Here is a 14,392-nt window from a genome sequence, read left to right on the forward strand (position 1 = left end):
CTTCGGCAGGCTTGTCCCAGCCCTTGTTCGGGCATGCCCACTACCGGAGACTGGTCATGGCCAAGCTGCCATAGCACACACCGTCATCCACCTCTCCTCGATCGATTCAATCGTCACCCACCCGCAGAGCAAGGGGAGCCATGACTGCAGAGGTTCGGCCCACGGGGACTCCACCGCCGGGGGCTGGCGTCGGCGGGCCCGCCGGACTGCCCGTCGAGCTCAATGGCATCAACGTCATCGCGGAGGATGAACGCAAGGGCCGGCCGCGCGACCTGTTCTGGCCATGGTGCGCCGCGAACATTGCCGTCCTGGGCATCAGCTACGGCTCCTTCTTCCTCGGCTTCGGGGTCTCCTTCTGGCAGGCGACGTTCGCCGGGGTGCTGGGGACCGTCATCTCGTTCCTGCTGGTGGGCTTCGTGTCGCTGGCCGGCAAGCGCGGCTCGGCGCCCACGATGGTCCTCAGCCGGGCCCCGTTCGGCGTACGTGGCAATGCCTTGCCGGCGGCCGTCAGCTACATCCTGCTCGTCGGTTGGGAGACCGTGCTCTGCGCCCTCGCCACGCTGGCGACGGCAACCGTGTTCGACCGGCTGGGCTGGGGTAGCGGCAACACCACCAAAATTGTCGCGTTCCTCGTCGTGGCCCTGGTTGTCATGCTCGCCGGGGTGCTCGGCTTCGACGCCATCATGCGGTTGCAGGGCATCATCACCATCGCCACCGCGGTCCTGACAGTCGGCTACATCGCGTTGACCGCCGGCCATGTTTCCTGGGCAACGGTGTCGTCGGTGCCGAGCGGGTCCGTCGAGGCGTTCATCGGCACCCTCATCTTCGCAATGACCGGCTTCGGCCTCGGCTGGGTCAACTCCGGCGCCGACTACGCCCGCTACCTGCCGCGCGGCGCGTCGAGCCGCGGGGTCGTCGCGTGGACCACGTTCGGGGCGAGCGTGGCGCCGGTGGTCCTGGTGGTCTTCGGCCTGCTGCTCGCCGCCTCCGACGAGAAGCTCAACAGCGCGATCGGCGCCGACCCTATCGGCGCCCTGACGGCGCTCGTCCCGACCTGGTACCTCGTGCCTTTCGCGATCGTCGCCATCCTCGGCCTCATCGGCGGAGCGGTTCTGGACATCTACTCGTCGGGCCTGGCACTGCTCACCCTCGGGCTGCGCGTTCCGAGGTGGGCGGCGGCGGGCATCGACGGCGTCCTGATGATCCTCGGCACCATCTACATCGTCTGGATCGCCAGCAACTTCATCGGCCCCTTCCAGGGTTTCCTCATCACCCTCGGCGTGCCGATCGCCGGCTGGTGCGGCATCTTCCTCGCGGACCTCGCGTTGCGTAAGCGCGCGTACGCCGAAGCGGACCTCTACCGGCCCGAGGGCCGGTACGGCTCGGTCGGTGCGGTAGCGGTCGGACTCGTCGTCGCCGGCACCGCGGTCGGTTGGGGCCTGGTGACGAATTCCCTGGCCTCGTGGCTTTCCTGGCAGGGTTACCTGCTCTCCGCATCGGGCCTCGGCGGCAAGACGGGCGGCTGGGCCTACGCGAACCTTGGGGTGGCTGCTTCGTTCGCCATCGGCTTCATCGGCTACCTGGTGCTCGGTCGGCACCGCGTCCGCAACCAGGAGCGCGCAGGTTGATCCGGGCCGACGGCGGCGACCAAGTCGTCACCGCCGTCAACCGAGGTGCATGATTGGGAGAGCGTGGCCCGCATGTCGTAGTTGGCACCTCACCTGGGTCATGTTGCCGGCCAATCGAGACCGCGCTTGCCCGGCGTCCAGAACGGCGCGAGCGGAGGCGGCATGGCACGCAGCATGGCACCGAATGCCACGCAGGCCGTCTAGTCGCCCACGAACAGGTGGTACGGCGCGCGGTCGCGAAGCACCAACCGCCCCTGCGGAGGAGTGAACGCCACTGGCTGGCCGACGCGTTCCTGCCGCGACCAGCGTGCTCCAGGGCCCGCTGCAGGTTGGTCGAGGACGCAGAGGTCCAGGTGCTTGCCGTCGACGTAGTCCCATACGGAGTAAGTACGAAGGGACAGGGCATCGACCCGCACGTGGACGTGCTGGCCTGCTGTCCAATCCAGACCGCGCAACGACGCGCCCCGGGACCCGGATTCGTCGCATCCGCGGCGTGATCCTCTCGACTCCGGCGACGGTCGCGCGTACCAAAAAACGACAGTCTCATGGGGAACTCCCAGCGCTGGCCCGGTGGCAGGCAGACCACGTCGAGCCCGGCCGGCGCCATCGCCTCGGCGTCGGCCGCCGATCCACGGCGCCGGAAGAACCGCTACAGCGGATCGTCGGCGTGGGCATCATGCACTGGTACGAGGACACGCGCGCCCAAGGCGACGGCGCCCGCCACCGCCTCCCGTGGCCCCATGACCAGGGGCGGACCGATCAGCGGCCGTAACCCGTTCGTGGGCAGCAGGGCCACGTCGGCGGAGGCCCGACGGGCAGGCGGCCAGCGACGCGCCGCAGTACGCCGAACAGGCCGGCATCCAGCCGGAGGTGCGGCACCTGGCCAACGCTGCCGCCACGCAGGTGCTTCCAGATGCCCGATTCGACCTGGTCCGCGTTGGCCTGGCCGCCTACGGGCTCTCCCCTTCGCCGCACGAGGGCGACGAGGCCGACCTCGGCTTGCGCCCGGTGATGACGCTCGCCAGTCGGTTCTCCACGGTGAAGCGGGTTCCCGCCGGTCAGGGCGTGAGCTACGGCCTGGAGTACCACACACCAGCAGTACCAGCGTCCCCAGAATCTACACGGGCCAGAGTCCTCCGCTCCTCGACAACCCCGATCCGAAGTCTGTGGATACCTCGCCAGCGACCTGAGCGAACTACCGCCGTTGCAGTGCCACCCCGCCCGGCATCCACAACTGTTGACGACCTGCACACCGGTGCCCAGCAGTGCCCGGGTCGCCCAGCCCCAGCGCCCACGAAAAAGCGCCTACGCGGGGGCGACGCGGAAGTGGGTGGTGAGCGTGCCGTTGTCGTCCAGGACGTGGAACGCCACACCGGGCGGATCGTCGAGGTCGGCGGTGTTCGTCCAGGTCAGCTCCTCGTCAGTGGTCCACGGTAGGCGTGTCGCGGACACCACGCCGGGTGCGGCGAGCAGCGGTCGCCCGGCGAACGTCCCGGCTGCGGCGGCGTGCGCGTGTCCGCAGAGGACAGCCACCACCTGAGGGGAATCAACGATGATCGCGGCGAGTTCGTCGGCGTTGACAAGCCGGATGCCGTCCACGAGCGGGTTATGCAAGGCAATTGGGTGATGGTGCAGGCCCACGAAGACCGGCGCGTCAGCCGTGGCAACGACCCCGCGTAGCCATGCCAATGTCTCGGCGGCGAGTAGACCATCGTCGCGTCCGGGGATGCTGGAGTCGCACAGGGCGAACAGCGCACCGCCGACTCGGTGAAGCTGATTGATCGGCGCATCGCCCCCGCCGTCGAGCAGCACCTTGCGATAAGCCGACCGGCCGTCGTGATTGCCGGGCAGCATCAGGACCGGGACGTCAGCGGTGAGCTCGGCTTTGACCTGCTCATATTCGTGGATCTCCCCATGGTCGGCGAGGTCGCCACTGACGAGGATCGCGTCGACCGTGCAGCTGCGAAGGTATCGCATGACTCGCCGGGTGCGGGCCAGCGCCCGTTCGCCGTTGTCCAGGTGCGTGTCGCTGATGTGTGCGATGATCATCACGCTGGCGAGCATTTCGAGTGTCGCACCATACAGAAAGGGCCAATCGGTATCGAGCGGCTCTAACGATCCCCGCGCCGACGCTTTCTCACATTCATGTCGGAAGCGACACCGATCGCGACAGGATCTCGAGACAGCGCCAGCGGGGTTGTCGGTCGAGGACGAAGCCTTCCTCGCCACAGGTTCCGGCGAGGGTTCTGTGGCTGCTTGGCCGCCCGTGCAGACACATCGGGCTATGTGCCCAGCGGCGCCTCGACGCCGGTTAGTCGGCGTCGTCACGGGTACTCCCTCCTGCCGGCATGTCCGGCTGCAAGGAGTTCCGGATGCTGAGGTCAAGCTGCGCCCGCGACAGGTGGCTGGCTCGGGTACGGTCCCGTCGCAGACCACGACCAATGGGAGGTTCAGTCGAAAGTACCGTCGAATCGTCAGTGGCATCAGCCGCTGTGGGACAGCGGGGGTGAAATCCGAGGCACACCCTACGCGCCGCGCGTGGGACCGCCGACCCCCTAACGACGACTGGGGGAGGATTGATGCGCACGGTGCTGGTCATCGCCGCCGCCATCGCCGCCGGTTCGCTCGTGGGCTGGCTCCTGGGCGTGGTCATCGGGATTGCTGCGCGGGGTCGTTACCGCTGGCTGCTGATGCCCACCTACCGCGCCTGTCGGAGGCTGACGATCCTCATCTTGGTGCTCGTCGCGCTGTTCTTCACCGTGCAGTACACCGACTTGCCCAACGACTGGTTGCCCCACGCCCGTAATGCGCTGCGCGTGATGTTCTTCCTTGCGCTTGCGGGGCTGCTGGTCAAGGCGCTGCGGGTCGCGGAGACAGCTGTGCTGCGGGGACTTCCCACGTACAGCACGGATCCGAAGGTACGGCAGGCACGCTTCAAGATCCGACTGCTCCGCCGGCTTGGCGGGGCGGTCGTTCCCGTACTGGCGATCGGCTGGGCCCTGACGACAGTCGACGCGCTGCGGGCATTCGGGATATCCCTGCTGACCTCCGCCGGAGTCCTCGGCGTCATCGTCGGCCTCGCCGCCCGTAACACGCTCGGCAACGTCTTGGCCGGGACCCAGGTGGCCCTCGCCCACTTGATGCAGGAAGGCGATGTGATCGTGGTGAACGACGAGTGGGGCCGCGTCGAGGACGTAAACCTCACCCACATCGTCGTGCGCATGTGGGACGAGCGGCGGCTGACCGTACCCACCACGTACTTCACCGAACGGCCGTTCCAGAACTGGACCCGCCACGATGCACGGGTGCGCAGCGAGGTTGCCGTGCACCTGGACTTCACCGCCGACATGGAGGATCTGCGCAGGGAGGCGCATCGCCTCCTGGAGGCGAACCCGCTGTGGGACCGCAGCGACAACAAGTGGGAACTACAAATGATCGACGTGACACCGCAAACGGTCGTCGTTCAGGTACGAGCCTGGGCCGCGGACTCCCCAAGCGCTTGGAACCTCGCCTGCGAAATGCGGGAGGGCCTGACCACCTTCGTCCGGGATCACCACCCGCAATGGCTCCCCCGCACCCGCAGCGAATACCACCCGTAACACCAGCACACCCAACAGCCGCACCTGAAGACGTGATCTCAACCGTAACCTCCAGCAGTGCGGCGCCACGCCCGCCCTGCCCGTCGACCTGCCGCACGCACCCCGGGTGACGATCGGCATCGTCGCCCGCGACGCGAGGGGCCGGCTGCTCTGACGTCCGGGCGGGACCACCTGTTCCAGCACGCCGTGCCGCACCGGGCCGTACGGGCCGACCACGTCAACCCGGGGATGGTGCGGATCCTCGACCGGCTCCAGGACACCCCGGCCCAGGTCGTGAACCACCTGGGCGAGACCCCTGGCGCAGACCGCGCCGGCGGTCGCCCTGCTCGGCGACGAGACCGGGCACACCGGGCTGGCCCGCAGCCTGCACTACCGCTGGTTCACCGACCCGCAGGCGCGGCTGCGGCGTCCGGCGGAGGACACCCGACGCAGAGTCGGCTCATCGCCGCCCACCTGCACACGGCCTACACGCTTGACAGTCGGGGCCCGGGACGGAGAGTGACGAGAAGCTGCGGCTTCTCTCCGTCGTCGGCGCCCAGTACGTCTGACCGGACGCTGGTGACGAGTCCGGTCAGCTCCGCAGGAACGCGAGCAGGTCCTTGTTGACCTGGTCCTGCATGGTCGACGTGATGCCGTGCGGTGCACCCGGGTAGTAGATCTCCTGCGCGTTCGCGACCAGCTGGGCGGTCTTGTGCGCCGAGTCCTTCACGGGGACGATCTGGTCGTCCTCGCCGTGCAGCACAAGCGTCGGGACGTCGAACTTCGCCAGATCGTCACGGAAGTCCGTCTCGGAGAACGCCTTGATGCTCTCGTACGCGTTCAGCAGACCGGCCTGCATGCTCCACAGCCAGAACTGGTCGAGGGTGCCCTTCGAGACCTTCGCGCCCGGCCGGTTGGCGCCGTAGAACATCTGCGCCAGATCCTGGTAGAACTGCGACCGGTCGGCGAACAGGTTGGCGCGCAGCTCGTCGAAGACGTTGATCGGCAGTCCCTCCGGGTTGTCCGGGCTCTGCACCATGATCGGCGGTACGGCCGAGATGAGGACCACCTTGGCGACCCGCCCGGTGCCGTGGCGACCGATGTACCGGGCGACCTCGCCGCCACCGGTCGAGTGGCCGACGAGGGTGGCGTCGCGCAGGTCGAGCGCTTCGATGACCGCGGCCAGGTCGTCGGCGTACCCGTCCATGTCGTTACGGCTGCCGGCCTGGCTCGACCGGCCGTGACCACGGCGGTCGTGCGCGACCACCCGGAACCCGTTCTGGACGAGGAAGAGCATCTGCCCGTCCCAGGCGTCCGCGGTCAGCGGCCAGCCGTGGGAGAAGGTCACGACGGGGCCGCCACCCCAGTCCTTGTAGTAGATGTCGGTGCCGTCCTTGGTGGTGATGAAGCTCATCCCGTTGCTCCCCCGTGTGTCGAGCTCGTCGCGAGCGAACGACGGCGGCAGGCGCGTCCGAACCGGCGTGTGCCGTGCGGAAAGCGCCGCCGGACCGGTCACCCGTGGACCGCGGATCGCGGGTCGCTCTTCCCGATGCTAAGCACGGGTGTGGGCCCAGATGGGCGCTTCACCGGACCACGCGCACATTGGCGCCGCCGGACCGGGCCGCGCGTAGCGGGCCGGACCGACGCCGAGAGGGCGCCGGAAGCGGCAGGTGAGATGCGCCTGGTCGAAGACCCCGGCCGCGGCGGCGACCTCGGTGGGGCACGGTCCGGCGAGGAGCCCCGCCGAGGCCCGGCTGCCCGCTCGGCGAGTTGAGTTCTACCATGGCGAGCGCCTGCGGATCTTCGAGCCGTTCCACCAGGTCTCGCGCGTGCTGGAGGTGTTCCATCGCCCGGTCACGGTCGCGCAGCATGTACAAGGCACCCGCCGGGCTGCGCTGCAACTGGGCCTGCCCCTCTGGATCGCCGTCGGCCGTCGCCGCGTCGGGTCCGCTGCGCATGGTCGCCGCCCAGTCCAGGCGTCCCGCCGGTGAAAGTCCAGGAAGTTCTGCATGGTGCGCGCGACGTGCCGGGCGACCTGGTGCGCTCCCTGAGCCCCGGCCTGCTCGACGACGGCTGCGAGCACCCGATGTTCGGCCTCGAACCAGGCCATCGCCTCGCCGTGGCCGGCGAAACGCAGCGGTGTCACCCCGGGGTCCGGGCGCCGGCGGCTCGGGCGCGGGAAGCTGCGAATCGAACTTCAGATGGGCGTGGTACGCCGAGGAGTGGTAGTGGTCGAACAGGTGCATGATGGCGGCGCCACGCTCGTGCGGTGTGTCCTCCTCGTCGCTGAGGCCGGCGGCGTACCCGGGGTGCGGTGACAGTAGCCGGAACATGCGTGCCGCCGGTGGGCTGAGCGCTCGATACGATCAGGAGAAGGCCGCCGTTAGGCTGGTTTCAGCGCTTCCGCCGAAGCTGTCGAGGAGGCTGTGGGTGCCGCAAGTTCCTGCGGCGATCTCTGCGAGCGGTGTTTCGGGTAGTGCCGCGGCATGAGCGGCTACCACGGCAAGAGCCAGCGGCAGTCGCCCGCTGCTGGCGATGATCTCATCGACCGCGGCCGGCTCTGCGGCGATCCGCTCGGCGCCCAGCCGCCGGACCAGGTACTCCCGCGCCTCGTCGGGCGGCGGCAGGTCCACCGGCAAGGGATGGGCGCCGCCGGTGGTGATCAGGCCGGTGAGCCGGTTACGGCTGGTCACGATGGCCAGGCAGCCGGGGGTGCCGGGCAGCAGGTGTCGCACCTGCTCGAAGTCTCGGCAGTTGTCGAGCACGATCAGGACCCGCCGCCCGGCGAGGATGCTGCGGTAGAGCCCGGCCAGCGCGTGCAGTTCGCTCGGCGCGGTCTCCTGCGGTACGCCGAGCGAGCTCAGAAACCCACGCAGTGCCTCGACGGGGCTCATCGCGCAATCCTGGGCGGCGAAGCCGCGTAGGTCGGCGTAGAGCTGCCCGTCCGGGTACGCAGCGGCGAGACGGTGTCCCAGACGGATCGCGAGTGTGGTCTTGCCGACGCCCGGCATCCCGTCGATGGCCAGCGCCACGGTGGCCCGCCCGTGCCGCCGGTCCTCGTCGAGCAGCGCCTGTGCACGGGCCAGGATGTCCGTCCGGCCGCCGAAGAACGGGTGGTCCGGAGGCAGCTGAGCCGGTGTCGGCGGTGGGTTCACCGGCCCGATCGCTTCCTCGCCATCGGCAGGCGAGTGGGCGAGCGGGCTGGCGGCGACTGTTCCGAGCGGTGGCGGCGCGCAGCCCCACCATTCGGCCGAGGTGCGCTGGTGCAGCAGGCGGTCGTAGGCATCGAGCAGCTCGGGGCTAGGGTCGATGCCGAGCTCATCGCCGAGCCGCCGGCGGACCTCCTGGAAGGTTTCCAGGGCCTCGGCCTGCCGGCCGTCGGCGGCCAGCGCGAGGACGAGGCGGGCCTGTAGCGCCTCATCGAGCGGGTTCTGCCCGGCCGCCTGGCGCAGCGCCGGGATCACCAGGCGCACCTGACCGCTACGCAGGGCAGTATCCGCAGCATCCCGGGCGACCTGCGAGCACTCGGCGTCAATCGCGGCGAAGGCCGGATGGGCGCGCGCGTCCGGGTCAAGGCCCACCGCGCAGGAACCGCGCGACAGGGCCAGCGCCTCGGTGTAGAGCCGTACCGCCGGGCCGCGCTCGGGCGCCTGCCGGGCCTGGGCCACCAGGCGACGGAAGCGCAGCAGATCGAGCGAGTCCTCGTCGACCCGCAGCTGGTATCCCGCCGCATGCCGGATGAGGTAGGTACCGACGGCGCGCACCGGCAGGTCGGGCTCGATAAGCCTCCGTAGGGTGCCGATGTAGCGATGGACAACGTTGACGGCGCTCGTCGGCGGCTCCTGATTCCAGATGGTGTCGACCAGGTCGGAAAGGCCGACCACCGATCCGCCGTGGGCCAGCAGCAGGGCGAGCACCAGCCGCTGCTGACGACCACCGAGTTCGAGATCGGCGTCACCGCGCCGGGCTCCGACCGGGCCCAGGATGGTGAACCGTACCGCCGATGTCGACTCAGTCATGACCGGCCTTCGCTGTCCGCGCACGGTCCCGGGACGGACCAGCTCTTATGCATATGCAACCAGCGGCGTCAGGCCGGAACCAGGCAGAAGTAACGCAGAAACACGATCTGCGTGCGGGTGTGCTCAGGCGTCGAGAGCCGCCAGCTCGGATCCTGCAGCGGCCCTGTTGGATCCACCCGCGCACCGTCGTGGCGTCCCGCTCGAAGAGCTTGTGCAGATTGTCGGCGGTCATCGGCGGCCGGTCAGGCTACGCGTTGTGCCATTAGTGCACAGGCGTCGTCACGGCCGGCGTCGAAGTCGAGCCGGTCGACGATCGCTTCCGGGTGCCCGCCGACGCCGGTGATCCGATCGGCCAGCAGGTCAATACCGTCGTCGAAGGTCCCCCGCTTGATCATGCCGTCGGTATAGAGCAGCACCGAGTGCCCAGGTAGCAGCTGGCAAGACTCCTGCGTGAATGGAGGTGCCGGGAAGACCCCCAGTAGCGGCCCTCGAGGGTTGGGCAGGCGCGTCACGCGGTGGTGGTCGGCCAGCAGCAGCGGGGGGTGCCCGGCGCTCGCCCAGAGGACCTGGCCCGTGCTCGGCCGGTATGTCGCGACGACAGCGGTCGCGGTTGTCTCGTTGTCGGCGCGGCACAGTAGTGTGTTGAGCCGAGACAGGATCGTTGCCGGTGGGTGGCCCTCGGCGGCGTACGCCGCCGTCGCGTACCGCAGCCTGATCATGGCCTCGATGGCGCCCAGTCCGTGGCCGCCGACGTCGCCGACGGCCATGACCAGATCTCCGTTGGCCAGCGGCAGAATCAGGTACCAATCGCCGCCGATGCGCAGCGCGGGGTCGGCGCCGTGGCATCGCACGGCGACCTGCAGGCCGGCGATGTCCCTGACGACGCTGGTGGCCGGCTGGATGGCGTGTTGCAGTGTGTGACTGATCTGCCGCTCGCGCGCCAGTTGCCCGCGGTAGGACAGCGTTACCCGGTCGCTGTCTAGTGCGACCGTGCTCGTCAGCGGCCGCTGCGGTGGATGAATGATCACCGCTGGCGCCGGTCCGCTGTTCGTCGGGATTCGATCACGACGGCTCCGTCACGCCTGGGTCTGCCGGATGCCCGTGTTGGATTCATTGTCCGTCCACCGCCTCGTACCTCCAGCCCGTACTGTCGGAGGGTTCGCCTGTTTTAGCCAATGGTGCCCGGATCGCGGGCACCCGGCTGACCGTCGTTGTCCATACCTCGGAGCGCGGCCGCTGTGCTGCCGCGTCTGCCTCGGGCTCGTGCCTATTCGGCACGCACCGACCCGCCCGCCGCGGTTACTCCGCACCGACCAGGTAGATGAAGTCAGCCACCGCGCCCGTGAACGCTGCGGGCTGCTCGATGTGTGCCAGGTTGCCGCTGTCCGGAAAGACGAGCAGGCCGGAGTACGGGACGCCCTCGTGCAGCATCGCCGCCCAATGCGGGCCAAAGAGGGGGTCGTGGGCACCGGCTAGGACCAGCGTCGGCGCTTCGATCCGGCCCAGCTCGGCCCGGACGTCGAACGGCACGGATTCCCCGCCCCGCTGGGGCGCGACCCAGCCGCGCAGGCGGGCCCGCAGCGGCGCGAAGGTTTCCTCGTGCGCCCAGTAGTCGGCGACGTAGGCCGGCCATGCGCCCCGCAGGCCGCGGACGAAGGTCTCGTCGTCGGTAGCGGTCAGCGCTTCCTCAAACGCCCGCACAACCGTGGTGGCCTCCATGCGGCGGCGCGGGTGGCGGGCCGGGAAGGCGGACATTCCGGCCACAACCGACTGCCGGAATTGCTCGTCGGTCACGGGAGAAGTCGCGTACAGGACCAGCCCGGCGACCCGGCCCGGGTGGTCGAGCCCGTAGCGCTGCACGACGAGGCCGCCGTACCCGTGACCGAGTAGGAACACCGGATCCGTGCCGAGCTGGGACAGGACCGCGTCCAAGAAGCCCACGTACGTGTCACAGCGGTAGCCACGCGGATCGGCAAGCCGTCCGGACCGACCGGTGCCGATCGGCTCGATATAGACCAGCTGCATGTGCTCTTCGAGCTCTGGCATCCGCAGATAGTCCCAGCTCACGCCGGGACCGCCGGGATACACGACACACACCGGGCCGCTGCCGGCGACATGAAAGCGCTGATCGATCCCGTACACCGTCACGGTGTGTGTGCCTTGCGCCAGTCCGTCGCCCACGTGCTCCTCGTTCCCGCTCGGTGCCCGGATGTTGCGGCCCATGCCAGGCACAACGTGGGGCTATCTGAGCCACGACTTCATCCCAGGGTGATGCGACAGAGAGCCAGTGAAGAGCTCTCTCCGCCTTCGGTGACACCACGCTAAGAGGCCGGAGTGCGGTTCCAGTGACGTCCGAGTGTGACCGTCCGACCGGAACCGGTCGGATCACGCCCGGTGCGGGTGCCTCAGACACTCGGGTCGGCGAAGCCATGGCCAGGTCGGAGGTCGGCTTCCAGCGACTCGACCGCGCCGAGAAGACTCCGGAGGCCGACCTCCTCGCGCTGGGCGTCCGCCGGATCGAACAGCCATTCGGCGACCGGTACGCCGGCGGCCTCCTCCGGGTGGCTCGACTCGGCCATGGCCAGTTCCGCCTCGACCTCGGCCTTGAGCTCGTGCAGGGCGTTCTCGCCCATCGGTGTGGTCATCTTTCCTCCATGCGCAGCTGGCGGATATCTGCCCGGACTGGAGCGGCTGACCGCAAGGATCAGCTGCCTCGAGATCAGTCCGGAGCAGTACGAATTTGTCGACTTCCGTGGGTGGCTATCGCTGTGCGTTGACAAGGACCGAGTCACGGTGGTCCCGGCTGTGCCGGCGAGAACTGCGGCCGCGTCGCCGAGGGCGCCGATCGCAGCGGCGTGTCCGGAGGCCCGGACGAACCGGATGCAGGCCTCGACCTTGGGTGCCATCGACCCGGCCGAGAACCGCATGCCAGCGAGGGTGTCAGCGTCGATGGTATGGATGGGCGTGGCGGTTCCTGCGCCAGCGGGCCGACCTGCGGGCCGTTGCCGTGGCAGACGATCAGTTGGTGGTCGGCCGCCAGTAGCGCGAGAGACTGCGCGGCGCGACGGGCGCCGCCGCGGCCGCGGCCGAGCTCGCTGCCGGCGACTGTGATGACGTCGATGCCGTTCCGGCCTCAATCCACCGATCGAATCCAGTGATTGCAACTCGCGCGCTGCCTTCGCTCCGCTCAGCAACGCATGACGGCGACGCGGGTGGCGGAAGAATCTCCCGCCACCCCGCTGCCTACTGCCCCCGCGTGGCGCGGTGGACCGATGGTTGTCAGGCCGTCTCGCGAGCTGCCCGCTTGATGAACGCGGCCGTCGTTTCCGGCTGCGACACGAACACCGCGTGTGACGCGTCGACGCTCTTGATGACCCCGTTGGCGCGTTCGGCCACAAAGCGCTGCGTCGCCGGTGGGATGGTCACGTCACGTTCAGCGATGAGGTGGTAGGTGGGAATGGAGCGCCAGGCCGGCTCACCCGCCCCTTCGTCCCCCGCCGCCGCCATGATCGGCCGCTGCGTCACCGCCATGAGGGCGGCCTCGCGGGCCGGAACGTCCGCGCCGAACTGCTTGTGGAACAGCTTCTGATCTATGTAGAGATCTACGTTGCCGTCCAGCAGCGGGACCGGTCGGAGCGCCTCCGGGAGGGTGCTGCCGTCGAACATGGACACCAGTTCGTTGGCGCTTTCGCCCTTTTCGGGAGCGAGCCCGGCGACGTAGACGAGCGCCTTGACGTTGGGGTTGCCGGTGGCCGCGGTCGAGATGACGCTACCACCGTACGAGTGTCCGACCAGGACGATCGGGCCATCGATCGACTGCAGCAGGGCCTTGACCTGCGCGGCGTCGTGCGCAACACCGCGCAGCGGGTTAGCGGCGGCGACGACCGGGTAGCCGTCGTCCAGCAGCTGGCGGGTCACCCCGCTCCAGCCACCGGAGTCGGCGAACGCGCCGTGTACCAGGACGACCGTCGGCTTCGCGCCGCGATCGGCGGTGGCCTGCGCGGCGCCGGGGCCGACCGCCATGACGGTCGCCGCGGTGAACAGCGTCGCCGCGGCGACGCCGAAGGCCCCGAATCTCTTGCTCAGTGACATGTGCCTCTCCTACCTGTTGGTGAACCGCACCGCGCGTCGAGGTGTGGAGTTCGAGTTGGTCCGGTGGTGGCTGGTTCAGGCGCTCGCGGTACCGAGGGCCTGCCGCAGCACCGCGATCGCCTGCGCGGTGGCCGCCTTGGCCGCCTGGGTGTCCTTCAGCGGGTTCAGCATCATGAAGTCGTGGCAGATGCCGTCGTAGCGCACCGTCGTGACCGGCACCCCGGCGGCGCGAAGCTTGGCCGCGTAGGCCTCACCCTCGTCGCGCAGCACGTCGGCCTCGTCCACGATCAGAAACGCCGGCGGCAGGTCCTGAAGATCCTCCAGCGACGCCCGCAACGGCGACGCCGTGATCTCCGGGCGCACCGAGCGGTCCGGGGCGTAGCAGTCCCAAAACCACGCCATTCCCTTCGCCGTCAGGAACGGCCCGTCCGCGAACTCGGTGTAGCTGTCGGTGTCCTGGCTGGCATCGGTGACTGGGTAGTACATCGACTGGTGCACGAACCTGACATCGCCGCGCTGCTTGGCCAGGATCGTCACCGCGGCGGTCATGTTGCCGCCCACCGAGTCCCCCGCGATCGCCAGCCGCGACGCGTCCAGGCCGTACGACGCCCCGTCGGACACGATCCACCGGGCCGCCGCGTAGATCTGCTCGATCGCCACCGGGTAGTGCGCGTCCGGGGAGGGCGTGTACTCCACGAACACCACCGCCGCGCCGACTCCCACCGAGATCTCCCGCACCAACCGGTCATGCGTGCCGGCGTTACCCAACACCCAGCCGCCACCGTGCACGTACAGCACCACCGGCAGCGTTCCCGTGACACCCTCCGGCCGCACGACCCGTACCCGCACGTCACCGACCGTGGCTGCGACGGTCACCCACTGCTCGTCGATCGCCGGCGCCTCGACCGGGCCGGCCTGCACGTCGTCGAGGACCTTGCGCGCCGCGACCGGGGAAAGCTCATAGATGAACGGCGGCTTTGACGTGGCCTCGGCGAATTTCTGCGTGACCGGCTCGAGCACAACATCGGACATGACATACCTCTTAAGTCGGGTGATCCCTGTGCTCAGGAACGCT

11 protein-coding genes and 1 pseudogene are annotated in these 14,392 nt (G+C 69.1%); 3 read left to right on the forward strand and 9 right to left on the reverse strand.

The genetic code is table 11. The annotated features are described in order from the left end of the window. Positions 1 to 140: 140 nt before the first annotated feature. Both GA0070624_RS24745 and GA0070624_RS36950 read left to right on the forward strand, forming a co-directional pair. The gene (locus tag GA0070624_RS24745; protein WP_091345137.1) at positions 141 to 1,628 is read left to right on the forward strand and encodes a purine-cytosine permease family protein; all 1,488 of its coding nucleotides are present in this window, start codon (positions 141 to 143) and stop codon (positions 1,626 to 1,628) included. A gap of 846 nt (positions 1,629 to 2,474) precedes the next feature. Beyond that, positions 2,475 to 2,582, forward strand: a pseudogene (locus GA0070624_RS36950) (alanine racemase); the annotation flags it as partial. Between the two features lie 351 nt (positions 2,583 to 2,933). Here GA0070624_RS36950 and GA0070624_RS24750 read toward each other — a convergent pair. Continuing rightward, positions 2,934 to 3,692 carry a metallophosphoesterase gene (locus tag GA0070624_RS24750; protein ID WP_245718967.1) on the reverse strand — a complete coding sequence of 253 codons (759 nt, stop codon included), beginning with the start codon at positions 3,690 to 3,692 and terminating at the stop codon, positions 2,934 to 2,936. A gap of 515 nt (positions 3,693 to 4,207) precedes the next feature. On the opposite strand from GA0070624_RS24750, the gene GA0070624_RS24755 reads away from it, so the two are divergent. Beyond that, positions 4,208 to 5,227, forward strand: coding sequence for a mechanosensitive ion channel family protein (locus GA0070624_RS24755; protein ID WP_091345138.1), 1,020 nt, complete (start codon positions 4,208 to 4,210; stop codon positions 5,225 to 5,227). Positions 5,228 to 5,798: 571 nt separating this feature from the next. On the opposite strand, the gene GA0070624_RS24765 is transcribed toward GA0070624_RS24755, so the two are convergent. The 8 genes from GA0070624_RS24765 to GA0070624_RS24800 form a co-directional block, all read right to left on the reverse strand. Continuing rightward, the gene (locus GA0070624_RS24765; protein ID WP_176731856.1) at positions 5,799 to 6,620 is read right to left on the reverse strand and encodes an alpha/beta fold hydrolase; all 822 of its coding nucleotides are present in this window, start codon (positions 6,618 to 6,620) and stop codon (positions 5,799 to 5,801) included. 952 nt (positions 6,621 to 7,572) lie between these two features. Beyond that, positions 7,573 to 9,225: an AfsR/SARP family transcriptional regulator gene (locus tag GA0070624_RS24775; RefSeq protein WP_091345146.1), complete on the reverse strand. Its 1,653-nt coding sequence runs from the start codon at positions 9,223 to 9,225 to the stop codon at positions 7,573 to 7,575. Positions 9,226 to 9,467: 242 nt separating this feature from the next. Then, entirely contained in the window at positions 9,468 to 10,253 is a 786-nt protein-coding gene (locus GA0070624_RS24780; protein ID WP_091345148.1) for a PP2C family protein-serine/threonine phosphatase, read from the reverse strand. A gap of 271 nt (positions 10,254 to 10,524) precedes the next feature. After that, complete coding sequence (locus GA0070624_RS24785; RefSeq protein ID WP_245718968.1) at positions 10,525 to 11,406, reverse strand: alpha/beta fold hydrolase; 882 nt, start codon at positions 11,404 to 11,406, stop codon at positions 10,525 to 10,527. 224 nt (positions 11,407 to 11,630) lie between these two features. After that, positions 11,631 to 11,870, reverse strand: coding sequence for a hypothetical protein (locus GA0070624_RS34975; protein ID WP_176731857.1), 240 nt, complete (start codon positions 11,868 to 11,870; stop codon positions 11,631 to 11,633). Positions 11,871 to 12,013: 143 nt separating this feature from the next. Further along, positions 12,014 to 12,346 (reverse strand): hypothetical protein, encoded by a 333-nt coding sequence (locus GA0070624_RS36955; RefSeq protein WP_425413557.1) that lies wholly within the window; start codon positions 12,344 to 12,346, stop codon positions 12,014 to 12,016. A 158-nt stretch (positions 12,347 to 12,504) separates the two neighbouring features. Beyond that, positions 12,505 to 13,248 (reverse strand): alpha/beta fold hydrolase, encoded by a 744-nt coding sequence (locus GA0070624_RS24795; RefSeq protein ID WP_218105286.1) that lies wholly within the window; start codon positions 13,246 to 13,248, stop codon positions 12,505 to 12,507. A gap of 144 nt (positions 13,249 to 13,392) precedes the next feature. Further along, positions 13,393 to 14,349 (reverse strand): alpha/beta hydrolase, encoded by a 957-nt coding sequence (locus GA0070624_RS24800; protein WP_091345156.1) that lies wholly within the window; start codon positions 14,347 to 14,349, stop codon positions 13,393 to 13,395. Positions 14,350 to 14,392: the final 43 nt, after the last annotated feature.

This window comes from Micromonospora rhizosphaerae, assembly GCF_900091465.1.
Classification (GTDB): Bacteria; Actinomycetota; Actinomycetes; order Mycobacteriales; family Micromonosporaceae; genus Micromonospora; species Micromonospora rhizosphaerae.